Source organism: Streptomyces sp. HNM0575 (assembly GCF_012726265.1).
In the GTDB taxonomy this organism is placed as follows: domain Bacteria; phylum Actinomycetota; class Actinomycetes; order Streptomycetales; family Streptomycetaceae; genus Streptomyces.
On record NZ_JAASAG010000007.1, the window covers coordinates 200937 to 221083 of the forward strand.

At 73.0% G+C, this 20147-nt stretch carries 20 protein-coding genes; 12 read left to right on the plus strand and 8 right to left on the minus strand.

Features of this window, described 5'->3' with window-relative positions; translation table 11 throughout:
• Window positions 1–10 precede the first annotated feature (10 nt).
• Both HCC61_RS18350 and HCC61_RS18355 read right to left on the minus strand, forming a co-directional pair.
• A complete protein-coding gene (locus HCC61_RS18350) occupies window positions 11–2722 on the minus strand; it encodes a tetratricopeptide repeat protein (RefSeq protein WP_169136618.1) in 2712 nt (903 codons plus the stop codon).
• Window positions 2723–2729: 7 nt separating this feature from the next.
• Window positions 2730–4250 carry a serine protease gene (locus HCC61_RS18355; RefSeq protein WP_169136620.1) on the minus strand — a complete coding sequence of 507 codons (1521 nt, stop codon included), beginning with the start codon at window positions 4248–4250 and terminating at the stop codon, window positions 2730–2732.
• Window positions 4251–4344: 94 nt separating this feature from the next.
• Between HCC61_RS18355 and HCC61_RS30245 the strand changes: the two genes are divergently transcribed.
• Entirely contained in the window at window positions 4345–4821 is a 477-nt protein-coding gene (locus HCC61_RS30245) for a trypco2 family protein (RefSeq protein ID WP_206322653.1), read from the plus strand.
• 187 nt (window positions 4822–5008) lie between these two features.
• Here HCC61_RS30245 and HCC61_RS18365 read toward each other — a convergent pair whose 3' ends face one another.
• The 5 genes from HCC61_RS18365 to HCC61_RS18385 all read right to left on the minus strand — a co-directional run bounded on the left by HCC61_RS18365 (window position 5009) and on the right by HCC61_RS18385 (window position 10153).
• On the minus strand, window positions 5009–5641 hold the full coding sequence (locus HCC61_RS18365) for a TIGR03085 family metal-binding protein (protein ID WP_169136622.1): 633 nt from the start codon (window positions 5639–5641) through the stop codon (window positions 5009–5011).
• Between the two features lie 147 nt (window positions 5642–5788).
• On the minus strand, window positions 5789–6883 hold the full coding sequence (locus HCC61_RS18370) for a LysR substrate-binding domain-containing protein (protein ID WP_169136624.1): 1095 nt from the start codon (window positions 6881–6883) through the stop codon (window positions 5789–5791).
• Window positions 6884–6885: 2 nt separating this feature from the next.
• Entirely contained in the window at window positions 6886–7275 is a 390-nt protein-coding gene (locus HCC61_RS18375; RefSeq protein ID WP_169136625.1) for a non-heme iron oxygenase ferredoxin subunit, read from the minus strand.
• A gap of 49 nt (window positions 7276–7324) precedes the next feature.
• On the minus strand, window positions 7325–8914 hold the full coding sequence (locus tag HCC61_RS18380; protein WP_169136626.1) for an FGGY family carbohydrate kinase: 1590 nt from the start codon (window positions 8912–8914) through the stop codon (window positions 7325–7327).
• Between the two features lie 237 nt (window positions 8915–9151).
• Window positions 9152–10153: a fatty acid desaturase gene (locus HCC61_RS18385; protein WP_169136627.1), complete on the minus strand. Its 1002-nt coding sequence runs from the start codon at window positions 10151–10153 to the stop codon at window positions 9152–9154.
• Window positions 10154–10431: 278 nt separating this feature from the next.
• Here HCC61_RS18385 and hisI point away from each other — a divergent pair, with 278 nt between their 5' ends.
• The 7 genes from hisI (at window position 10432) to HCC61_RS18420 (ending at window position 15398) form a co-directional block, all read left to right on the plus strand.
• Entirely contained in the window at window positions 10432–10860 is a 429-nt protein-coding gene (gene hisI / locus HCC61_RS18390; protein WP_169136628.1) for a phosphoribosyl-AMP cyclohydrolase, read from the plus strand.
• 11 nt (window positions 10861–10871) lie between these two features.
• Complete coding sequence (locus HCC61_RS18395) at window positions 10872–12479, plus strand: anthranilate synthase component I (RefSeq protein ID WP_169136629.1); 1608 nt, start codon at window positions 10872–10874, stop codon at window positions 12477–12479.
• A complete protein-coding gene (locus HCC61_RS18400) occupies window positions 12476–13327 on the plus strand; it encodes a TIGR02234 family membrane protein (RefSeq protein WP_169136630.1) in 852 nt (283 codons plus the stop codon). The genes HCC61_RS18395 and HCC61_RS18400 overlap by 4 nt, the downstream gene beginning before the upstream one ends.
• A gap of 121 nt (window positions 13328–13448) precedes the next feature.
• Window positions 13449–13724: an HGxxPAAW family protein gene (locus HCC61_RS18405; protein WP_169136631.1), complete on the plus strand. Its 276-nt coding sequence runs from the start codon at window positions 13449–13451 to the stop codon at window positions 13722–13724.
• Between the two features lie 44 nt (window positions 13725–13768).
• Window positions 13769–14158 carry a DUF2752 domain-containing protein gene (locus HCC61_RS18410; RefSeq protein WP_346777270.1) on the plus strand — a complete coding sequence of 130 codons (390 nt, stop codon included), beginning with the start codon at window positions 13769–13771 and terminating at the stop codon, window positions 14156–14158.
• Between the two features lie 182 nt (window positions 14159–14340).
• On the plus strand, window positions 14341–15156 hold the full coding sequence (gene trpC, locus HCC61_RS18415; RefSeq protein WP_169136632.1) for an indole-3-glycerol phosphate synthase TrpC: 816 nt from the start codon (window positions 14341–14343) through the stop codon (window positions 15154–15156).
• A 5-nt stretch (window positions 15157–15161) separates the two neighbouring features.
• Window positions 15162–15398 (plus strand): tryptophan synthase subunit(beta), encoded by a 237-nt coding sequence (locus HCC61_RS18420; RefSeq protein ID WP_169136633.1) that lies wholly within the window; start codon window positions 15162–15164, stop codon window positions 15396–15398.
• 50 nt (window positions 15399–15448) lie between these two features.
• Here HCC61_RS18420 and HCC61_RS18425 read toward each other — a convergent pair whose 3' ends face one another.
• Window positions 15449–15622, minus strand: a complete 174-nt coding sequence (locus HCC61_RS18425) for a hypothetical protein (protein WP_169136635.1) — start codon at window positions 15620–15622, stop codon at window positions 15449–15451.
• Between the two features lie 81 nt (window positions 15623–15703).
• Between HCC61_RS18425 and trpB the strand changes: the two genes are divergently transcribed.
• From trpB to lgt, 4 genes are all read left to right on the plus strand, one after another.
• Window positions 15704–16939: a tryptophan synthase subunit beta gene (gene trpB / locus HCC61_RS18430; protein ID WP_169136637.1), complete on the plus strand. Its 1236-nt coding sequence runs from the start codon at window positions 15704–15706 to the stop codon at window positions 16937–16939.
• Window positions 16940–17007: 68 nt separating this feature from the next.
• Complete coding sequence (gene trpA, locus HCC61_RS18435) at window positions 17008–17880, plus strand: tryptophan synthase subunit alpha (RefSeq protein WP_169136998.1); 873 nt, start codon at window positions 17008–17010, stop codon at window positions 17878–17880.
• 222 nt (window positions 17881–18102) lie between these two features.
• Window positions 18103–18846, plus strand: a complete 744-nt coding sequence (locus tag HCC61_RS18440) for a thioredoxin domain-containing protein (protein WP_169136639.1) — start codon at window positions 18103–18105, stop codon at window positions 18844–18846.
• Window positions 18847–19071: 225 nt separating this feature from the next.
• Window positions 19072–20043, plus strand: a complete 972-nt coding sequence (gene lgt / locus HCC61_RS18445; protein WP_169136641.1) for a prolipoprotein diacylglyceryl transferase — start codon at window positions 19072–19074, stop codon at window positions 20041–20043.
• Window positions 20044–20147 lie beyond the last annotated feature (104 nt).

A 20147-nucleotide genomic window follows, 5' to 3' on the forward strand; every position in this document is an offset into this window, starting at 1 on the left:
CCGGCCGTCCTCACAGGAAGGTGAGCGGCCGTACGGCGTTGGCCCAGTCGACCAGCCGCTCACGGTCGGCCGGACTGGAGGAGCGCCAGGCCATCTCGCGGTAGCACTCCGCGAGCCTGAACCGGGCGACACGTACAGGTGTGTTCTGCGGCTCGCGCATCACCAGCGGCCGCAGCGCGTCCGCGGCGGCACGGAGCCGGCCGCGTACCGAGGTCCGTGCCACGCCCGTACGGGAGGAGCCGTCCGTCTCCGCCTCCTCGCCCGGCACCTCCCTGGAGCGCCACGCCGGCGGATCGCCCAGCAGCTCCTCGTAGTGCGGGCCCTCGCCCGGGAGTTCCGCTCCCGGCCAGCCCTCCGCTTCGGCGGTGTACAGCGTGTCCAAAGCCCATCCCAGCAGCTCCGCACGCAGCCGCAGCCGCGCGTCTCCCGGCGGCACCGGGCCGGGGAAGGGCGAACGGTCGCTGAACGCCTCGTTCAGGCGGACCCGTGCGTCGCGCAGGCCCTCCAGCGTCGGAAGCACATGCCCGTCCGGCTCCCCGGCCGTCTCCAGCCTCGCGCCCTGCACGCGCAGCGCGGCGATACGGGCGGCGGCGTGGTCCCGGGCCTCCTCCGGCACGCCGTCCAGGATGGCGACCGCCTCGGCCCTGCGGCCACGGGCGAGCGCGAGCCGTGCCAGACCGAACGCCGCGCTGCCGTGGGAGGGGTTGCGCCGCAGCACCGCTTCGTACAGCTCCCCGGCGCTCGGGGCCGGCTCGCCGCCGTACGCCTGGAGCCGTTCGGTGCAGTACGCCAGGGCCAGCTTGGGCGCGTACTCCCCGGGCATCGCCTTCATCACCCGGGTGAACGCGTCCCGCGCCGCGGCCAGTTGGGCCCGGGTCCCGTCCCGGCCCGCCCGGCCGCCCCCGTCCCGGCCCGCCAAGTCGCCCCCGACGTCCCCGATGTCCCCGCCCCGGCCCACCAAGTCGCCCCCGACGTCCCCGCCCCGGCTCCCGTCCCGGCCCTCGTCCCGGCCCTCCTCACGGTCACTGGAACCGCCGTACGCCGCCCGCGCATGTGCGCCGTCGGCGCGGGCGAGGGCGAGGGCGAGCAGCCCGCGGTGCCAGGCGATCCTCCAGCAGCGCGACTCCGCGTCGGGGCCCAGCAGTTCGGCCGCCGTCGCCAGCTCGCGGGCCGCCGCCTCGTGACGCCCGCCGCGGCCCTGGCCGAGGAGCCGGCGGAGGTTGTGGAAGCAGACCTCGGCGGACGGCTGCTCGGTCCGTATCAGCTGCTCGGGACTGTACGAGGCCAGCCCGAAGCGCCACGCCTGCGGATCGTCCCGGTGGGGCAGCGGTACGGGAAGCCCGAGCGCGACCGTGAGCGCCGACGGCACCGCCGGGTCCAGCGGCGGGGACACCGGCGGTGCCGTGCGCGGCGGCGCGGGGCGGCGCAGCCAGTGGCCGGCCGTGGCGATGCTGCCCAGCTCGTGACCGAGGAGGCCCGGGGACGCCTGGAAGTAGCGGGACGGCTCGGGCCGGTCCCGTGCCCCTCGCAGCGCACGGATCTCCCGCAGCACGCCCCGCAGTTGACCCGCCATCTCCCGCGCGGAGGAGAAGCGCAGCTCGGGCCGCGGATCCGTGGCGCGCTCCAGCACACGACGGAAGGAGTAGCCGCCGATGCCGGGCACGTCGCTGACCGCGTATGCGGCGACCTCCTCCAGCGTCCGGCCGACGGTGTGCAGATCGTGGGCGACGGTCGGGCCGGTCCGCCGCACTTCCGGCGCCGCGTACTGCCTGGTGATCACCATGTGGGAGTCCGGATCCGTCTCGGGACGGACCCCGCCCAGATCGATGATCTTCACGTGGTCCTCGAAGTGGATGACGTTGGACGGCTTCATGTCCACGTAGAACAGCCGCGGATCGTGGTCGTGCAGATGGGAGAGCGCGTCGAGGATGAGGCAGCCGTAGGTGACGACGTGCTCGATGTCGAGAGGCTCGCCGTCGCCCAGGGGAAGGTCGCCGAGCCGGGTGCGGTCCACGATGTCCTGGAGGGTGTTGCTGCCCACGTACTCCATGACGATGTAGTGGGTGGGCGCCTCCGCCTCCGCCTCCGCCTCCGCTCCCGGTTGCGGTCGCCCCTGCGCCGGCTGGTGCCGTACGTAGTCGAGGATGCCGACGATGCCCGGGTGGTTCAGGGCGATCAGATAGCGGCGCTCCTTCTCCGCGAGCCGCGCGAGCCGTTCGTCGTGCCGGTTCAGCAGCCCCTTGACCGCGACCCGGTTGGGCGGGAGATGGGTGTCGTCGGCGAGGTACACCCAGCCCTGTCCGCCGCGCGCGAGCACGCCCCGCACCCCGTACCGTCCGTTGAGCAACTCCTCCTGCCGCAGCTGCGGTACGAACGAGAAGGGGACACCGCACACCGGGCAGTAACCCTCGTCCGGCACCGGGTCCTCCGCGACCAGCGGGGGCGCGATCGGGGCCCCGCACTCCTCGTTGCCGCACACGCGGCTGCCGGCCGAGACCGGCCCGCCGCCCCCCAGGACCACCTTGTCGGCGGCGGTGTGGGTCAGGGTCGGAAGCGTGAGCAGGCCCGTGGTCCGCGGGGGTTCCGTGCGCGGCGGCAGCGGCCGTGCGTCCCGGCTGCGTCCGCATGTGTCGCAGTAGCCGGTCGGCAGTACCGAGCCCGTGCAGGCGAGCCCGGAGAACCGGGGGTGCGGGCAGGGAGCCGCGGCGGCCGCACGCGTCATCGTCCTCTCACTCCGTTCCGTGTCCGGCGATGTCCGCGTACAGCTCGCGGACCAGCGTGCGCAGCCCGAGATGCTGCTGGTCGGGGTCCGGGACCTGTCCGGTCCCGGCGAGGCGCAGCGCACGTGCCGTGACGACCTCGGGCGCGGGTGTGCCGTACGGCGACGGGCGGTGGCGCGCGCCGTGTTCGAGCTCGCGGAGCGTGTCGAGGAGTTCGCCGGCGGTCTTGCGCAGTTCGGGGTTCTGAAGCCTCGTCAGGAGCTGCCGCCATACGCCGCCGTCGTCGTGCCGGCAGACCACGCACACGCGGCATCCGGTCCGCCGCAGCCGGCGGAGGACGTTGATGCTCTCGTACGGCTCGGCGGCGAGATCGAGCCCGTACACGCCGATCGTGGGCGACAGCCGTGCCAGCCGGGACAGTCCGCTGCTCCTCGCGGCGTCGTCCACGGGATCGTGGGAGGTGCTCGACAGGCCGGGCGGTGAGCCGTGCTCCTCGGTCAGCCACTCCAGCAGCGCCCGGCCGTGGCGACCCGGCAGCCCGAGTCTGGAGGCGATCTCTCCGGCGAGCCGGCCGGCGCCCAGGCCGGTGGCGTCGAGCGCGACGTCCGTGCTCTCCAGGAACTGCCGTACGCGGGCCTCGCGTTGCCCGACGCCGCCCGTGGCGACCAGCAGCACGCCAGGGCGGGGAAGCGTCGCGTCGGCGGTCAGCCAGCGCTCCAGGCGCCGTTCGAGACGGGAGCCCGAGGAGCCCGGCGCCGGGGGTCTCTCCCGGGGCGCGGACAGGCTCGCGTCGTGTGCGCGCACGCCCGCGGGCAGGCCCCGCAGCTGCGGAAGGAGATCGACGATCCGCTCCACGGGGATCATGTACGAGCGGTGTAACTCCTGTTGGACGCCGCTGCCTTCGGGATCGCCGTAGCGGCTGACGATCATCCCCAGCACCGCGCCGCCCTCCGCCGCGCCGTCGCCGTCCGGGCCCGAGTCGTCGATCACCGCCGCTCCGCTGAACCCGGGGCGCACCGAGTCGCCGCCGTCCAGCGGATGCAGTTCGAGCAGCCCCTGCGAGGGTCCCGCCACCTGCGCGTGCAGCCAGAGGCCTCTGTCCCGGTACTCCGGATAGCCGCCGATCCACACCTTCCGCCCCGGATAGGGGGTGGCCAGGCTCAGCCGGGCCGGGCGGGCGTGCTCCGGGGTGCGGTCGAGCGCCAGCAGGACGATGTCGCGGTCCTGACCGCCGGGGCCCCGCGGCTGCCCGCCCTCCGCGGGGCGCGCCGGTACGGGCGGGACGCTGCCGCCGCCCGGCACGTACTCGTACTCGGGGAACTCGACCTGTACGACGGCGTCTTGGTGCGGCAGCACATGGGCGGACGTGAGCGCCAGGTCCCTGCCGACGAGGATCCCGGCCCCGCGGATCACGGTGCGGGGCGCGTCCTCGCTCTCCCCGGTGCGGGGCGCGTCCTCGCTCTCCGCCCTGATCCGCAGGCGCCAGCTCGCCCAGGGTGACCGGGGCGATGCGTTGTGTTCGTCCCCCATGCCGCGCGAGGATACGTCGGACATCGCCCGCCGAACCAGACTTCTGCCGGACGGGCTGCCATGCGGGTCTCAAGTCAGCGGGGAGAGGGACGAGTTGGGCGACGGGAACGGGGCGGACGGTTCGGCGCACGGATCGGGCGACGCCGATCCGGTGCCGCTGGCCGACGCCATCGACGTGGTGCGCAAAGAGCTCACGGAGGCTCAGGAGCGGGCCACGGGAAGCGCGTGGCGGTTCGCGGTGGAGAAGGTGACGCTGGAGTTCGCCGTGCAGCTGCGCAAGCAGGGGGACGCGGGCGCCGGGCTGCGGCTCGGCGTCGTACAGGCGAGGGCGGGCGGCTCGTACGGCAGGGACGACACGCACCGCATCCAGGTCGAGCTGAAGCCGCAGGCGACGGGGGAGGGCGAGCGGGGCGAACAGCTCGTGGCCCGCGGCGGATCCGGCTCGGGCACCGGCTCCGGTTTGGGCACGGGCGACGGCTCGGACTCGCGCTCCGGTTCAGGCACCGGCACCGGCACCGGTACGGACTCACGCTCCAGCTCGGGCCGGGCCCCGATGCCGGGCGCGGACTGAACGACGACCGGGCCTGGGCCGGACCCGGCCGGGGGCCCGAACCGAGGCCGGGCCCCAACCGCGGCCGGGCCTGGACCGCGGCATGTCTGCCGCGGCACGTCACAGGGGCGCCCGCGTGTACGAGCGCCCCTGTTGACGGCCGTGTGCCGTCAACCGCCGCTCGCCTGGCGGCAGTCGAGAGTCGTCGTCAGAGCCCCAGCTCCGCGTCGTGCGCCCGTGCCACGGCCTCCTTCTCGCCCTCCTCCTCGACCTTCGCCGCACGCTGCCGCCCCGAGACGTACAGCACCAGCTCGTTGGGCTCGCCGCTGACCGTGACGACCGGTGTGCCCTTGCGGGCCACGGCGGTCTGGCCGTCGGGGCGGCGGAGCACCAGCCCGACGGGGGACTTGCGGCCGAAGACGCGTGCCATGCTCTCCAGTCGCTTCCACAGCGCGTCCTGGAAGACGGAGTCGAGTTCGCGCGGCGTCCAGTCGGGCGCGGCGCGGCGCACGTCCTCGGCGTGCACATAGAACTCGACGGTGTTCGCGGCCTCGTCGACCTGCTTCAGCGCATACGGGGACATCCGCGGCGGGCCGGTGCGGATGAGCTGGATCAGCTCCTCGTAGGGCTTGGAGGTGAATTCGGCCTGCACGCGCTCCAGTCGCGGGGCGAGCGCCTTGAGCAGTATCCCGCCGGCCGCGTCGGCGCGGCGCTCGCGCACCACGACGTGCGCGGCGAGGTCGCGGGTCTTCCAGCTCTCGCACAGGGTCGGGGCCTCCGGTCCGCTGCTCTCCAGCAGATCCGCCAGGATGAGACGTTCACGCTTGGCATGGGTGGACATGGGGCCAAGGGTACGGCGGCGGGGCCGCCGCGGCGCCGATTCGCCGCGTGTGCGGGCCTTGTTGGGGCCCGTGTGCGGTTCGCCCGTGCGGTCCGCGTGCGGTTCGCCCGTGCGGTCCGCGTGTGGTTCGCGTGCGGCTCGCGGCGCTCAGGCGGGCGGACCGGTGCCGCGGGATGCGCGGTCGCGGTCGAAGAACTCCTCGGCCGCCGTCATGAACGCACGGGTCACCGAGTACGTACGGCGCTCACGCAGGCACACCGCGAACGCCTCCGTGAAGATGTCGGCGTCGAGGATGCGCAGCATGCGGGTCCGGCGGTCCGGCACGTACTCGATGTCGGTGGTGATGCCGACGCCGAACCCCGCGAGCACCGCCTCCCGCACGCCCTCCCGGCACACCTCCAGGGTCACCCGCGGGACGACGCCGCGTTCCTGGAGCGCCTGCTCCAGGGTGAGCCGGCAGGTTGAGCCCTTCTCGCGCAACACCAGTGCGGCGCCGTCGAGTTCGGCGAGCCCTACGCCGTCGCGCCCGGCCCACGGATGGTCGTCGCGGCAGAAGAGGACCACGTCCTGCCTGCTGTACGGCAGCGCGTGCAGCCGGCTGTCCAGGGTGGTCTGGCCGACGATGCCGACGTCGATCTCCTGCTCGGTGAGTCTGCGTATGACCGTGGCGGAGTTGTCCAGTTGGAGGGTGAGGGTGACGCCGGGGTGCGCCCGGTTGAAGGCGGACAGCAGCCGCATCACGAAGTACGGCGCCACGCCGCCCACCCGGAGTCCGCCACGCAGCGTGCTGCCCGCCGAGTTGAGCAGCTCCACCGCCTCGCCCTCCAGCGCGAACAGCTGCCTCGTGATGCTGTACAGGGACTCGCCGAGGTCGGTGAGGCGGACGCTGCGCGGCGTGCGGCGCACCAGTTCCACGCCGTAGTGCGCTTCGAGCTGGCGCAGCTGGACCGTCACCGTCGGCTGGCTGACGTGCAGCAGCGAGGCCGCCGCCGTGATGCTCCCGGCGACGGCCACGGCGTGGAAGGAGCGGAGCTGGTTGAAGCTCACATACGGAAGGCCGTTGGCGTTGGGAGGCGCGGGCGGCGATGCGGCCGCCTGCCCGGCGGACTGTCTGCCGGAATTCCCGCCGGCCTGGCCGCCGTACCGCCCGTCGGCCGGCAGCGCGGCCTGCCGGAGGGCACCGCCGGAGGCGGCGGGAACCGTGGCGGGTACGGAGCCGGACTCGGACATCAGCTCCGTCACCCCTACTCCGAGACGCGGGCCCAGACCTTTCCATCGTCGACCCGCGCCGGATACACGCGCAAGGGCCGCGTAAGCGGCGGGCCCATGGCCTTGCCCGTCGGCACGTGGAACACGCCCTGGTGGCGCGGGCATTCGACGGTGTCGTCCTGTACGTAGCCCTCGGACAGCGACGCCTCCTGGTGTGTGCAGCAGTCGTCGGTGACGTAGTAGTCGCCGCCGATGTTGAAGACGGCGTACGCGTGACCGCTGACGGTCACGCACACGACGTCGTCCTCCTCCACCTCGGAGGCCTCGGTCAGGGCGTACCAGCCCTCACCGCGCTCTCCGTCCCCGCTCTCTCCGCCCCGGTTCCCTCCGGCTTGCGCCTCGGAGCCCGCTCCGGTGCCGCTCATCGCTCTCCTCCTGGCCGTTCGCCCGTTCCCGCCCGTGCCGCCGGGCCGTTCAGTCGCTGCCGCCGGCGCCGCTGACGACGCTCGGCTCCGGGTCGCTGTAGCGGTCGACCAGGGCGTGGTGGCGGCCCATGGCCGGCGCGAGGTCGTCGTACAGCTGTGACCACAGTTCGAAGAAGTCGGCGTACATGGCGTGGAGTTCGGGGTCGGGCTCGACCACGCCGCGGATCGGGGCGAGGTCCTTCATCGGCTCGCGCATGTCCTCGTACAGCCCGGTGCCGGAGGCGGCGATCACGGCGTCGCCGAGCGGCGCGGCCTCGTCCACGTCGGGGATGAGCAGCCGGCGGTTGGTGACGTTCGCGGTGATCTGGTTCCACAGCGCGCTCTTCGTCGGGCCGCCGTTCAGCACGAGTTCGGGGAAGTCGGCGCCGCCGTCCTCGGCGATGCGCACGTTCGAGTAGAGGTCGAAGGCGACGCCCTCGATCAGCGCCCTGATCACGTGGGCGCGGCTCGTGAACGGCTGCATCCCGAAGAAGACCCCGCACGCCTTGCCGTTCCAGCGCGGCGAGAGGGAGTTGCCGAGGTACGGCAGGTACATCAGGCCGTCCGCGCCGGGCGTGATGCGCTCGGCCTGTGCGGTGACGAGGTCGAAGACGTTGCGTCCCATGCGTTCGGCCAGCGCGCTCTCCGGGTCGGCGAACTTGTCACGGAACCACTTCAGCGACGCCCCGGTGAAGGCCATCGGCGCGTCGAAGAGCGTCATCCCGTCCAGTACGTGGGGCCACTTGAGGATGCGGTACTCCTCCGGCAGCTCCTCCCGGGGCACCAGCACACCCAGGTTGGACCCGGTGCCCATCGAGTAGTACGCCTGCCCGTTCACGGTCGCTCCCGCGCCCAGCGCCGCCGCGCCGATGTCGGTGCCGCCGGCCACGACCGCCGTGCCCTCGTGGAGTCCCGTCTCGCGGGCGGCCTGCGGGGTGACCGTGCCGATGACGGTGTCGGAGGGGTGGATGTCCGGATAGATGCCGGGGGAGAGGCCGAGCGCCTCGGTCAGGGAGTGGTCCCAGCGGGAACGGCGGTGCTCGTACGGGTAGAACAGCCCGGCGTCGCCGTGGTTCATCGCGTACTCGCCGGAGAGCCGGAGCGTGCAGTACCCGGCGGGCGAGAGCAGCTTGTGGACCGCGGAGAAGACCTCGGGCTCGTGCTTGCGCAGCCACATCGCCTTGGGCTCGATGAACCAGGGCGCGACGCGGTTGCCGTTGACGGCCTTGATGCGGTCCTCGCCCACCTCCGCGCGTATCTGCTCGCACTCGCCCTCCGAGCGGCTGTCCATCCAGATCATGGCGCGCCGCAGCGGACGTCCGTCGCGGTCGACGGGGAGGGTGACGCCCACGAGGCCCGAGATCGACACCCCCGCCACGTCGGAGGCCGGCCCGGGGTACTGGGCCAGGCAGCGGGTGATGCAGGAGGAGACGGCACGCCAGTAGTCGTCGGGGTCCTGCTCGGCCCACCCGGGGTGCGGGTGGTGCAGCGGGTGCTCCGCGGCGGCGGAGGCCACGACGCGTCCCTCCGCGGTGTCGAGGATGCAGGCCTTGACGTTGGTGGTGCCGATGTCGATGCCGAGCGTGAGGTGTCCGGACAACGGATGCTCCTTTGCATCACGGAGTTCAGGCGGAGAAGCGGACGCCCCGCGGTGGGAGTCCCGCGGGGTGGTGCGAGTGGCCGGTCGTCGGGTCGGGAGAACGGGAGAGGCGGGTCGGGAGGAGCGGGTCCGGGAAGCGGCGCGGCGGCGAGGCCGTGCCGCCGCGCCGCGTGAAGTGCCCGCGCGTGCCGGTGAGTCCGGGTGGCCGGCTCCCTCCCGCCGGCCACCCGGGGCCGCTCAGCCGGTCACCGCAGCGGACGTGCTGGTCGGCACCGTCGACCCGGACCCGTTGCCGAGGTTGCCGACGATGTCGCGGTGCGCCCGGACGTAGCCCTTGCTCACCACGTACTCCCGCTCCTCGGGTGCGCCGGGCAGCGCCCGGTGCAGCCGCCGCAGGTTGTGGAACGGGACGGAGGGCGCGAGGTGGTGCTCCGCATGGAACGGCATGTTCCAGTACAGGAACCGCACCAGCGGATTGGTCAGCGTGGTCCGCGTATTGGTCAGCGGATCCGCCCCCTCCGCCATGCCCGTGTGCTCTGCCATCCGTACGAGACGGAGCGCGGGCTCGGCGACGACCCGCGGCAGCAGCCAGAAGGCCAGCAGCTGCACCCAGGTCCCGGTGACCGCGCAGACGGCGCCCACCAGCACGTACAGGCCGACCATCAGCCGGGCCTCCAGCAGCACGCGGGGACGTACGGACTCCGGCAGGAAGAACCGCTCACGGTCGTTGAAGCGCCCCGTGCAGCTCCGGTACAGAGTCCCGACCACCTTCGGCCAGAATTCCATTCCGAAAACCTCGCCCAGATATCCGGAGACGCCGTCCGGCATGGGCACCTGATCGGGATCGCGCTCGGGGTCCTGTGTGTAGGAATGGTGAGCCGCGTGGCGATAGCGGAAATAAAGCGCGGGCCGCATCATCAGTACGCCGCAGAATGTCGCCACCGCGCTGTTCAGACGACGGGTGCGGAATGCCGTCCCGTGCGTGCACTCATGCATCGGCGCGAAGAGGAAAACAATCACGGTCCCCTGCGCGAACATCGCGGGGATCATCCAGTACGTGCCCCAACTCCACGCGATCAGGCCCGTGGTGACCGCGCCCGTGGCCAGATGCCCGGCCATGTGCCGCAGCGCCGGACCGTTGCGCCGCCGCTGGAGGCCCTTGAGTTCCTTGCGCGGAAGAGGTGGTTTCACGGGCTTCGCCCACGGGTCCGTTTCGCCGGGCACGGGCATCGGTGTCATAGGCCGCACTCCTCCCGTTTTCCATCGCCGGGGTCCACCGCCGAACGATGAGCGTCCTCGCCATACGATGAGCGTCCTCGCCCATACGATGAGTGTCCTCGCCATACGATGAGCGAAAGGGCCCGCGGTGTCGAATAGAAAAATCAAAGAACCGGCATAGATTCGCTCTATGTCCGTTCCGCGGCGGACCGTCCGCAGTGCGGCGCACCGATCCTCCGCGCGGTACGGGCGGCGCACCACCTGCACATACGCCCGCGGTATGCGCGAGAATGGGCCCCATGCCCGCACGATCCTCCGCGACCTCCCTCGACCCCGAGATCGCCGCACGCCTCAAGCGCAACGCGGACGGCCTGTTCCCCGCCGTCGCCCAGCAGTACGACACGGGCGAGGTGCTGATGCTGGGGTGGATGGACGACGAGGCGCTGCACCGGACCCTCACCACCGGCCGCGCCACCTACTTCAGCCGCAGCCGCCAGGAGCACTGGGTCAAGGGCGACACCTCGGGCCACGTACAGCACGTACGGTCCGTCGCCCTCGACTGCGACGGCGACACGGTCCTCGTCAAGGTCGACCAGACCGGCGGCGCCTGCCACACCGGCGACCGCACCTGCTTCGACGCGGACAGGCTGCCGGTCTCCGCCCCGCCCGCGGCCGCGCCCGGTCAGCGCCCGCCGGGCCGCGGCCCGGCGGGCGCTGACGGACAGTAAGGTCACCGAGCATGACGACCCCGGACCTCGACTCATTCCGCACGCTCGCGAAGGACCGCCGCGTCATCCCCGTGACCCGGCGCCTGCTCGTCGACGGCGACACCCCCATCGCGCTCTACCGCAAGCTCGCCGGCGAGCGGCCCGGCACGTTCCTGCTGGAGTCGGCCGAGAACGGACGCACGTGGTCGCGCTACTCCTTCATCGGAGTGCGCAGCGCCGCGACGCTGACCGTGCGCGACGGCGAGGCGCACTGGCTGGGCACGCCGCCCGTGGGAGTGCCCGTCGGCGGCGACCCGCTGAGCGCGCTGCGCGAGACCGTCGAGGCCCTGCACACCCCGCGCGACCTCCACGAGGACACCGATCTGCCGCCCTTCACCGGCGGCATGGTCGGCTATCTCGGATACGACATCGTGCGGCGGCTGGAGAAGGTCGCCGGCGGCAGCGGCGGTGACGGAGACGGCACGGCCGACGATCTGGCGCTGCCCGAGCTGACCATGCTCCTCGCCTCGGACCTGGCCGTGCTCGACCACCGCGACGGCACGGTGATGCTGATCGCCAACGCCATCAACCACAACGACCTGGACACCGGCGTCGACGAGGCCTACGAGGACGCGGTGGCGCGGCTCGACGCGATGGCCGCGGACCTGGAACGCCCCGTGCCCGCCGCACCCGTGGCCCTGCCCGCCTCGCGGCTCCCTGAGTTCACGTCGCGCTCGGGCGGTGCGACGTACCGGGCGTGGGTGGAGGACATCAAGGAGCGCATCCGCGCGGGCGAGGCCTTCCAGGTCGTGCCCTCGCAGCGGTTCGAGGCGGAGTGCGCAGCGAGCGCCCTCGACGTCTACCGGGTGCTGAGGGCGACCAACCCCAGCCCGTACATGTACCTGTTCCGCTTCGCGGACGGCGCGGACGGCGCGGACGGCGCGGACGGCGCGGACCGCGCGGGAAGCCCCGGTGCCGCCGGGGGTCGTGGCGGCTTCGACGTCGTCGGTTCCAGCCCGGAGGCCCTCGTCAAGGTCGAGGACGGGCAGGCGATGATGCACCCCATCGCGGGCACCCGCCCCCGCGGACACACCCCGCAGGAGGACACGGCGCTGGCCGAGGAGCTGCTCGCCGACCCCAAGGAGCGCGCGGAGCACCTGATGCTGGTCGACCTCGGCCGCAACGACCTGGGCAAGGTGTGCGAGCCGGGCAGCGTCGAGGTCGTCGACTTCATGTCCATCGAGCGCTACAGCCACGTCATGCACATCGTCTCCACCGTGACCGGCCGACTGGCCCGCGACCGCACCGCGTTCGACGCGCTCACCGCCTGCTTCCCGGCCGGGACCCTCTCGGGCGCTCCCAAGCCCCGCGCCCTCCAGATCATCGAGGAGCTGGAGCCGACCCGCCGCGGCGTGTACGGCGGCTGCGCCGGTTATCTCGACTTCGCCGGGGACGCCGACATGGCCATCGCGATCCGTACGGCGCTGCTGCGCGAAGGCACCGCCTACGTGCAGGCCGGGGCCGGCGTCGTGGCCGACTCCGACCCCGCCGCCGAGGACACCGAGTGCCGGAACAAGGCTGCGGCCGTACTCAGGGCGGTCGCCTCGGCCGAAAGGCTCGGCGGTAGCGTGGACGGGTGACTTCCGTACCACCGGCACGCCCCTCGGACGCCGAACAGGGCGGCCCCGCCCCCGACGCCGCGGCCCCGGCGGCCGGTTCGCCCGGCCCGGCCGCAGCCGGTTCGCAGGGCGCTCCGGTGCGGGTGAGCGCCCGCGCCGCGCGCCGCGCCCTCGCGTTCGCGCTGCTGTCCGGGGCGGTGGGCGCAGCGCTCGCGCTGCTCGCGAGCGGTCAGGTGTGGAGCCACGCCACGGCCTCCTTCGCACAGGGCGAGCTTCCCGTGAAGGCCAAGGGCGGCGACGTCACGGGCCTGCCCAGCGCCCTCGCGCTCGTCGGACTCGCCGCTCTCGTCGCGGTGTTCGCGGTCAAGCGCGCCGGCCGCGTCCTCGTCGCCGCGCTGCTCGCGCTGTGCGGCACGGGCACCCTCGCCGCCGCGCTCCTCAGCGCCGACGACACCGCCGCGCTGGAGGAGAAGGCGGCCAGGGCGAGCGGTCTCGCCCGCACCGGCGTCGACGCCGTGCAAGTCAGCGCCTGGCCGTACGTCTCGGCGGCGGGCGGCCTTCTGCTGCTTGTCGCGGGCGTGCTCGCGCTGCGGTACGGACCGGCCTGGCCGTCGATGTCGGGGAGCGCCCGCTACGAGCGGACCGAGCGCGCACCGCGCCGTCCGCGTACCGGCGCCGCGGCCGCACCCGTGGACCCCGACCGCCCCGAGGAGATGTGGAAGGCCCTCGACCGCGGTGAGGACCCCACCGGGGAGGCGGCCCGCACCGACGGCGCGGGCGGAGGCACCTCTCGGCCCGGCCCGTCCGGCAGCCACCCCGAGAGCCCGCCCGAGAGCCCGCCCGGGAGCCCGGCGGGCAGCGGCGCCTGAGCCTCCCCCGGGCGGCGTCGCCGCTCTGTGCACCCCTGGCTCTGCCTCCCCTCGGGGCAGGGGGAAGAATGGAGGGGAGCGGGCCGGTGGCCCAGTCGGTTGAACTACGAGGAGCACACACATGGCGGGCAACAGCCACGGCCACACGCTGGCCGCGTGGACGGGCGTGACGATCACCTTCATCGGCTTCTGCATCTCCGGCATCTGCACGGTGCTGGCCCAGCCGATCGGCTTCGTGGCCGGCCTCGTCGTGGTCGCCGCGGGCGGCGTCGTCGGTCTGGTGATGAAGGCCGCGGGCCTCGGCCAGCCGAAGGAGTCCGCCTCGTCCGGCGCTTCCGCCTCCGGCTCGTCCGGCGGCGCGCGCGCCCAGGCCCGGCCGCAGGAGCAGTCGTCCTGAGCGGGCACGAGCCCGTACCCGCGGGACGCCGGAGCGCGCTTCCGGTGTCCCGTCTCGCCGCGCCGGCCGGCACGCTCGTCGCCGTCGGCGCGGCCTTCGCATATGTGGGGACGGTGGACCCCGGTGAGCCCGGGCACTATCCGGTCTGCCCGCTGCTGCACTTCACCGGCCTCTACTGTCCCGGCTGCGGCGGCCTGCGCTGCGCCCACGCCCTCGCCCACGGCGACTTGGGGGCGGCGCTCGGGACGAACGCCCTGGCGGTGGCCGGCTTCGCCGTCTTCGCGCTCTTCATGGTTCATTGGGTGGTGCGGGTGCTTCGCTCGCGGCCGGTGACGGTGCCGCTGCGGACGACCCACTTGTGGGCCCTGGGCGTGCTGGTGCTGGCCTTCACCGTCGTACGGAATCTGCCGGCGGGAGCCGCGCTCGCCCCCTGAGCCGCGGGCGCCCGTGCGGATTGCCGGACCGCGGGCCCGGTCGGCGCTTTGTCCGGAATGTGGAATTCCAGCCGGGCGGATGCGAGTCCTCCGGCTCCCGCCCGATAGCATCGCAGTGCCCGATCTGACCATCTCTCCGCCTGATGCGCGGAACCCGTACCCGACCCGAAGGAGGCCGCTCGGTGAGTGTGCTCGACGAGATCATCGAAGGGGTGCGTGAGGACCTTGCCGAGCGGCAGGCGCGCGTCAGCCTCGACGAGCTCAAGGAGCGCGCCGCCGCGGGCCCTCCCGCGAAGGACGGCGTGGCGGCGTTGAAGGGCGAGGACGTCCGGGTCATCTGCGAGGTCAAGCGCTCCAGCCCCTCCAAGGGCGCGCTGGCCGCGATCGCGGACCCGGCCGCGCTGGCCGTGGACTACGAGACGGGCGGCGCGGCCGTGATCTCCGTCCTCACCGAGAAGCGGCGCTTCGGCGGCTCGCTCGCCGACCTCGAAGCGGTGCGGGCGAAGGTCGACATCCCGGTGCTGCGCAAGGACTTCGTCTTCTCCTCGTACCAGCTGTGGGAGGCGCGGGCGCACGGCGCCGACGTGGTGCTGCTGATCGTCGCCGCGCTGGAGCAGGAGGCCCTGGTCTCGCTGGTCGAGCGTGCGGAGTCGATCGGGCTGACCCCGCTGGTCGAGGCGCACGACGAGGACGAGGCGCAGCGGGCGCTGGACGCCGGTGCGCGGATCATCGGGATCAACGCGCGCAATCTCAAGACGCTGGAAGTGGACCGCGGCAACTTCGCCCGCATCGCCCCTGAGCTTCCCGGCCACGTCGTGAAGGTCGCGGAGTCCGGCGTCCGCGGGCCGCACGACCTGATCGCGTACGCCAACGACGGCGCCGACGCGGTGCTCGTCGGCGAGTCGCTGGTCACCGGCAAGGACCCGAAGTCGGCCGTCGCCGATCTCGTGGCGGCCGGTGCGCACCCCGCGCTGCGGCACGGGCACGGGAGGGGCTGACCCACATGAGCCCCCGCACGAGTCCCCGCATCAGTCTCGGTACGACGGCCGCCCGCGAACGTCCGCGTACGGCGCCGCGCAGCCCGTACGCGGCGCTGGCGCGCGGCTGCCGTCCCCGCGGATGCAGGGCGCCGGCGCGGCGGGTGCACGGACGGCGGGTGCGCTACCACATCGGCTGTGAGCCGGGGCAGATCAACGGCCGCCGATGGCGTACGGGCGCCTGCGTGCCGCACGCCGGCTGAGCGGCGCCCCACGGGAAGCCGGCCGCAGGTGACATCACGGCACCGCGGCGTCACGGCACCGTGGCCCGGCCCGCATCGTCGGTACGGCGCCACCGGTCCAGCAGGCCCAACACGTTCAGCAGGTTCACCAGGTCCAACAGGTCCGGGCGCAGCGGCAGTTCGGCGCCCGTAACGCCCAGCACCCGGTACCGGCCGTACCGCCCGGACGCACCACCGTGCCTCACGGTGGCCCACACCCGTACTTCCGCGGATCCGCGCTCGCGCGGGAGATCCGCACTTCACGAGTTTCACGAGGAGCACGTCGGATGTCCGACTACTTTGTCCCCGACCCCGAGGGCCGGGTCCCCGATCCCGGAGGCTATTTCGGCGCCTTCGGCGGCAAGTTCATCCCGGAGGCGCTGGTCGCCGCCGTCGACGAGGTGGCCGTCGAGTACGACAAGGCGAAGGCCGACCCGGAGTTCACCGCCGAGCTGGAATCCCTCATGGTCGACTACACCGGCCGCCCCAGCCCGCTGACCGAGGTGTCGCGCTTCGCCGAACAGGCGGGCGGCGCCCGGGTCTTCCTCAAGCGCGAAGACCTCAACCACACCGGATCCCACAAGATCAACAACGTGCTCGGGCAGGCCCTGCTGACCAAGCGCATGGGCAAGACCCGCGTGATCGCCGAGACCGGGGCCGGACAGCACGGCGTGGCCACCGCCACCGCCTGCGCGCTCTTCGGCCTCGAATGCACCGTCTACATGGGCGAGATCGACACCCAGCGCCAGGCGCTGAACGTGGCACGCATGCGCATGCTCGGCGCCGAGGTCGTGCCCGTCACCTCCGGCAGCCGCACCCTCAAGGACGCCATCAACGAGGCGTTCCGCGACTGGGTCGCCAACGTCGACCGGACCCACTACCTCTTCGGCACGGTCGCAGGCCCGCACCCCTTCCCCCGGCTCGTACGGGACTTCCACCGGGTCATCGGCGTGGAGGCACGCCGTCAGATCCTGGAGCGCGCAGGGCGGCTGCCGGACGCCGTCGCCGCCTGCGTCGGGGGCGGTTCCAACGCCATCGGGCTCTTCCACGCGTTCCTGAACGACGAGGACGTGCGCCTCGTGGGTCTCGAGGCGGCCGGGCACGGCATCGACTCCGGCGAGCACGCGGCGACGCTGTCCGTCGGCGAGCCGGGCATCCTGCACGGCTCGCGCAGCTTCGTGCTCCAGGACGACGAGGGGCAGATCACCGAGCCGTACTCGATCTCGGCCGGGCTGGACTATCCGGGCATCGGTCCCGAGCACGCGTACCTGAAGCAGTCCGGACGCGGCGACTACCGGCCCGTCACGGACGACGAGGCGATGCGCGCGCTGCGGCTGCTCTCCGAGACGGAAGGCATCATCCCCGCGATCGAGAGCGCCCACGCGCTTGCCGGAGCACTGGAGTTGGGGCGTGAGCTGGGGCCCGAGGGGCTGATCCTGGTGAATCTCTCCGGGCGGGGCGACAAGGACATGGACACGGCCGCGCGTTACTTCGGGCTGTACGACGAGGGGGCGGAGAAGTGAGCGACGTGAGCGCGGAGACGAACGCGGCGGAGGCCGCCACCGCTACGGGAGCCGGCACCGGCACCGGCATGGACAACCGCACGGGCGACGGCGGCGGCAGCACCGGCACGGCCGGGGGCACCGGCGGAATCCGGCTGCTGGACTCGGTGCTGGCGCAGGCGCGCGCGGAGCACAGGGCGGCGCTCGTCGGCTATCTGCCCGCCGGGTTCCCGACCGTCGACGGCGGCATCGAGGCGTGCGTCGCGCTGCTGGAGAGCGGCTGCGACATCGTCGAGGTCGGGCTGCCGCACAGCGACCCGGTGCTCGACGGCCCGGTCATCCAGACCGCCGACGACATCGCGCTGCGCGGCGGCGTACGCATCGCCGACGTCGTACGCACAGTCCGCGAGGCACACGCCGCCACGGGCAAGCCGGTGCTCTGCATGACGTACTGGAACCCGGTGGACCGCTACGGCGTCGAGCGCTTCGCCGCCGAACTCGCCGCGGCGGGCGGCGCGGGCTGCATCCTGCCCGACCTGCCCGTCGAGGAGTCCGGGGCATGGCGCAAGGCCGCCGAACAGCACGGGCTGGCGACGGTGTTCGTCGTCGCGCCCAGCAGCAGGGACGAGCGGCTGGCGAAGATCACGGCCGCGGGCAGCGGCTTCGTGTACGCGGCATCGCTGATGGGCGTCACCGGGACCCGGGAGTCCGTCGGCCGTGAGGCGCAGCAACTCGTCGCCCGTACGCGGGAGACGACGCGGCTGCCGGTGTGCGTGGGGCTCGGCGTCTCCAACGCCGCACAGGCGGAGGAGGTCGCGGCCTTCGCGGACGGCGTGATCGTGGGCTCCGCCTTCGTGAAGAAGCTGCTGGCACACCCGGACGACCTCAAGTCCGGGCTGGAGGACGTGCGTACGCTCGCCGCCGAACTCGCCGCCGGTGTACGGCGCGGGGCAGTGCGGTAGCGACCCGCGGCAGCGGAGCGCCAATGCGGCGCGGCGCCCGCGTCCCGTAACTCCGTTGCGGGACGCGGGCGTTCCGCGCCGGGTGTGCGTGGTGTGCGTACCGGTCGTGCTGCCTGTCCCGCCGGCGCCGCCGCGTGTCTCGCTCTTTCGGGCGAAACGCGGGGCGGTCGCGCAGGCGGCCCCGCGTCCTGTTCGTTGGCTCACGGTGTGAAGAGCCAGAAGATGAACGAAGACCGCCGGGAAGACGGCGAGGGGCACCGCACCGCGACACAGCGCATGAGGGAGTCGCGCGAGCGGCAGCGCAACGCGCAGCGGCGCGGCAGGCAGCTCAAGGTCGCGGGCGCGGTCGTGGCGCTGCTGGTCGTCGGCACCGGAGTCGGTGCCCTGGTCGCACAGCAGGCCGCCGAGAACGGCCGGGACGACGACGCGAAACCGATCGCCGTGGGCAAGCCGGACGCACCGGCGAAGCTCACCGTTTACGAGGACTTCCGCTGCCCCGCCTGCGGCCAGTTCGAGAAGCAGTTCCGCGGCACGATCCGGGGCCTGGAGAAGAAGGGCAGGCTCAGGACCGAGTACCACCTCGTCACGATCATCGACGACAACCTCGGCGGCAGGGGCTCCCGTCGCGCGGCCAACGCGGCGGCGTGCGCCGAGGACCAGGGCAGGTTCCGCCAGTTCCACGACGTGCTGTACCGGAACCAGCCCCCCGAGCAGGAGGATGCCTTCGCCGGCTCGAAGCGGCTCCTCGCACTGGCCGGGAAGGTCCGCGGCCTCGACGGCCCCGCCTTCCGCGCGTGCGTCGACGCCGGTACGCACGACAAGTGGGTGCGCAAGACGGCCGCGTCGTTCAAGAAGTCGGGTCACCAGTCGACGCCCACGGTGCTGCTCGACGGCGAGAGCATCTACGGCGGCGCCGATGCGCTGACTCCGGCGTCGCTGAAGGAGAAGGTCGAGGCGGCAGGCTGACGCGGAGCCGGGCCCGGGGTCCGGGGCCCGGGGGCCTTCCGGTGCTTTTGACCTGGTGTGGCGAAGGTCTCGTTTCCGGCGGACCGGCACGGGGACGGGGTGCCGGGCCGCCGCTGCCATACGCTGCGGCGCCCGCGCCGGTCCTGAGCCGATCGGCCGTTATGGAGCTGTTGCACAGGGTGCATTGCCGATGGCGAGGCCGGGCAAGGTAGCGTCGGGACCGCCATGGAGATCCTTGCATTCATCCCCAGCCCCTCGGCCGGCGAGATCCACCTCGGTCCGGTCCCTCTGCGCGGCTATGCCTTCTGCATCATCATCGGCGTCTTCGTCGCCGTGTGGCTCGGCGGCCGTCGCTGGGTCGCGCGCGGCGGCCGGGTCGGCACGGTCGCCGACATCGCTGTGTGGGCCGTGCCGTTCGGACTGGTGGGCGGGCGTCTCTATCACGTGATCACCGACTATCAGCTCTACTTCGGCGAGGGCCGCAACTGGATCGACGCCTTCAAGATCTGGGACGGCGGTCTCGGGATCTGGGGCGCGGTCGCGCTCGGCGCCCTGGGCGCCTGGATCGGCTGCCGCAGGCGCGGCATCTCCCTCCCCGCGTACGCGGACGCCGTCGTGCCCGGAGTGGCGCTGGCGCAGGCGATCGGCCGCTGGGGCAACTGGTTCAACCAGGAGCTCTACGGTCGGGCCACGGATCTGCCCTGGGCGGTCGAGATCGACGCCCAGCACCGGCCCGTCGACACCCCGAGCCTCGCCACGTACCACCCGACGTTCCTCTACGAGTCCCTGTGGTGCGTGGGCGTCGCGGCCCTGGTGATCTGGGCGGACCGCCGCTTCAAGCTCGGGCACGGCCGCGCGCTGGGGCTGTACGTCGCGGCGTACACTGTCGGCCGCTTCTGGGTCGAGTACCTGCGCGTCGACGACGCCCACCACATCGCGGGGCTGCGGCTCAACGACTGGACGTCGATCATCGTCTTCATCGGCGCGGTCGCGGGCATCGTGATCTCCGCGAAGACCAGGCCGGGCAGGGAGACGGACGTCGAGCCGGAGCTTCCCGGCGAGGGCGGCTCCGCGTCCGGCGGCAGTGGCAGCGGCACCGCGGGCGGGAGCGGAAGCAAGGACGAGCAGGAGGAGAAGGCACCGGCCTCGGCGGCGTCCCCCGCCACTCCGGCGTCGGCGCCGGACAGTTCAGGCTGAGCGCGCCGCGCTCGCCCTTCCACGGAATTCACCGCCCCGAGGCGTACGAACGCCTCGGGGCGTGGTGCGTACGAACCCGCCCGGCACGGACGCCTCGCGCCTCG

What these genes read in the sequence shown, in the direction of transcription:
- HCC61_RS18350 (WP_169136618.1), bottom strand. Translation starts at nt 2,722, where the DNA reads ATGACGCGTGCGGCCGCCGCGGCTCCCTGCCCGCACCCCCGGTTCTCC.
- HCC61_RS18355 (WP_169136620.1), bottom strand. Translation starts at nt 4,250, where the DNA reads ATGGGGGACGAACACAACGCATCGCCCCGGTCACCCTGGGCGAGCTGG.
- HCC61_RS18365 (WP_169136622.1), bottom strand. Translation starts at nt 5,641, where the DNA reads ATGTCCACCCATGCCAAGCGTGAACGTCTCATCCTGGCGGATCTGCTG.
- HCC61_RS18375 (WP_169136625.1), bottom strand. Translation starts at nt 7,275, where the DNA reads ATGAGCGGCACCGGAGCGGGCTCCGAGGCGCAAGCCGGAGGGAACCGG.
- HCC61_RS18385 (WP_169136627.1), bottom strand. Translation starts at nt 10,153, where the DNA reads ATGACACCGATGCCCGTGCCCGGCGAAACGGACCCGTGGGCGAAGCCC.
- hisI (WP_169136628.1), top strand. Translation starts at nt 10,432, where the DNA reads ATGCCCGCACGATCCTCCGCGACCTCCCTCGACCCCGAGATCGCCGCA.
- HCC61_RS18395 (WP_169136629.1), top strand. Translation starts at nt 10,872, where the DNA reads ATGACGACCCCGGACCTCGACTCATTCCGCACGCTCGCGAAGGACCGC.
- HCC61_RS18405 (WP_169136631.1), top strand. Translation starts at nt 13,449, where the DNA reads ATGGCGGGCAACAGCCACGGCCACACGCTGGCCGCGTGGACGGGCGTG.
- HCC61_RS18420 (WP_169136633.1), top strand. Translation starts at nt 15,162, where the DNA reads ATGAGCCCCCGCACGAGTCCCCGCATCAGTCTCGGTACGACGGCCGCC.
- trpB (WP_169136637.1), top strand. Translation starts at nt 15,704, where the DNA reads ATGTCCGACTACTTTGTCCCCGACCCCGAGGGCCGGGTCCCCGATCCC.
- trpA (WP_169136998.1), top strand. Translation starts at nt 17,008, where the DNA reads ATGGACAACCGCACGGGCGACGGCGGCGGCAGCACCGGCACGGCCGGG.
- HCC61_RS18440 (WP_169136639.1), top strand. Translation starts at nt 18,103, where the DNA reads ATGAACGAAGACCGCCGGGAAGACGGCGAGGGGCACCGCACCGCGACA.
- lgt (WP_169136641.1), top strand. Translation starts at nt 19,072, where the DNA reads ATGGAGATCCTTGCATTCATCCCCAGCCCCTCGGCCGGCGAGATCCAC.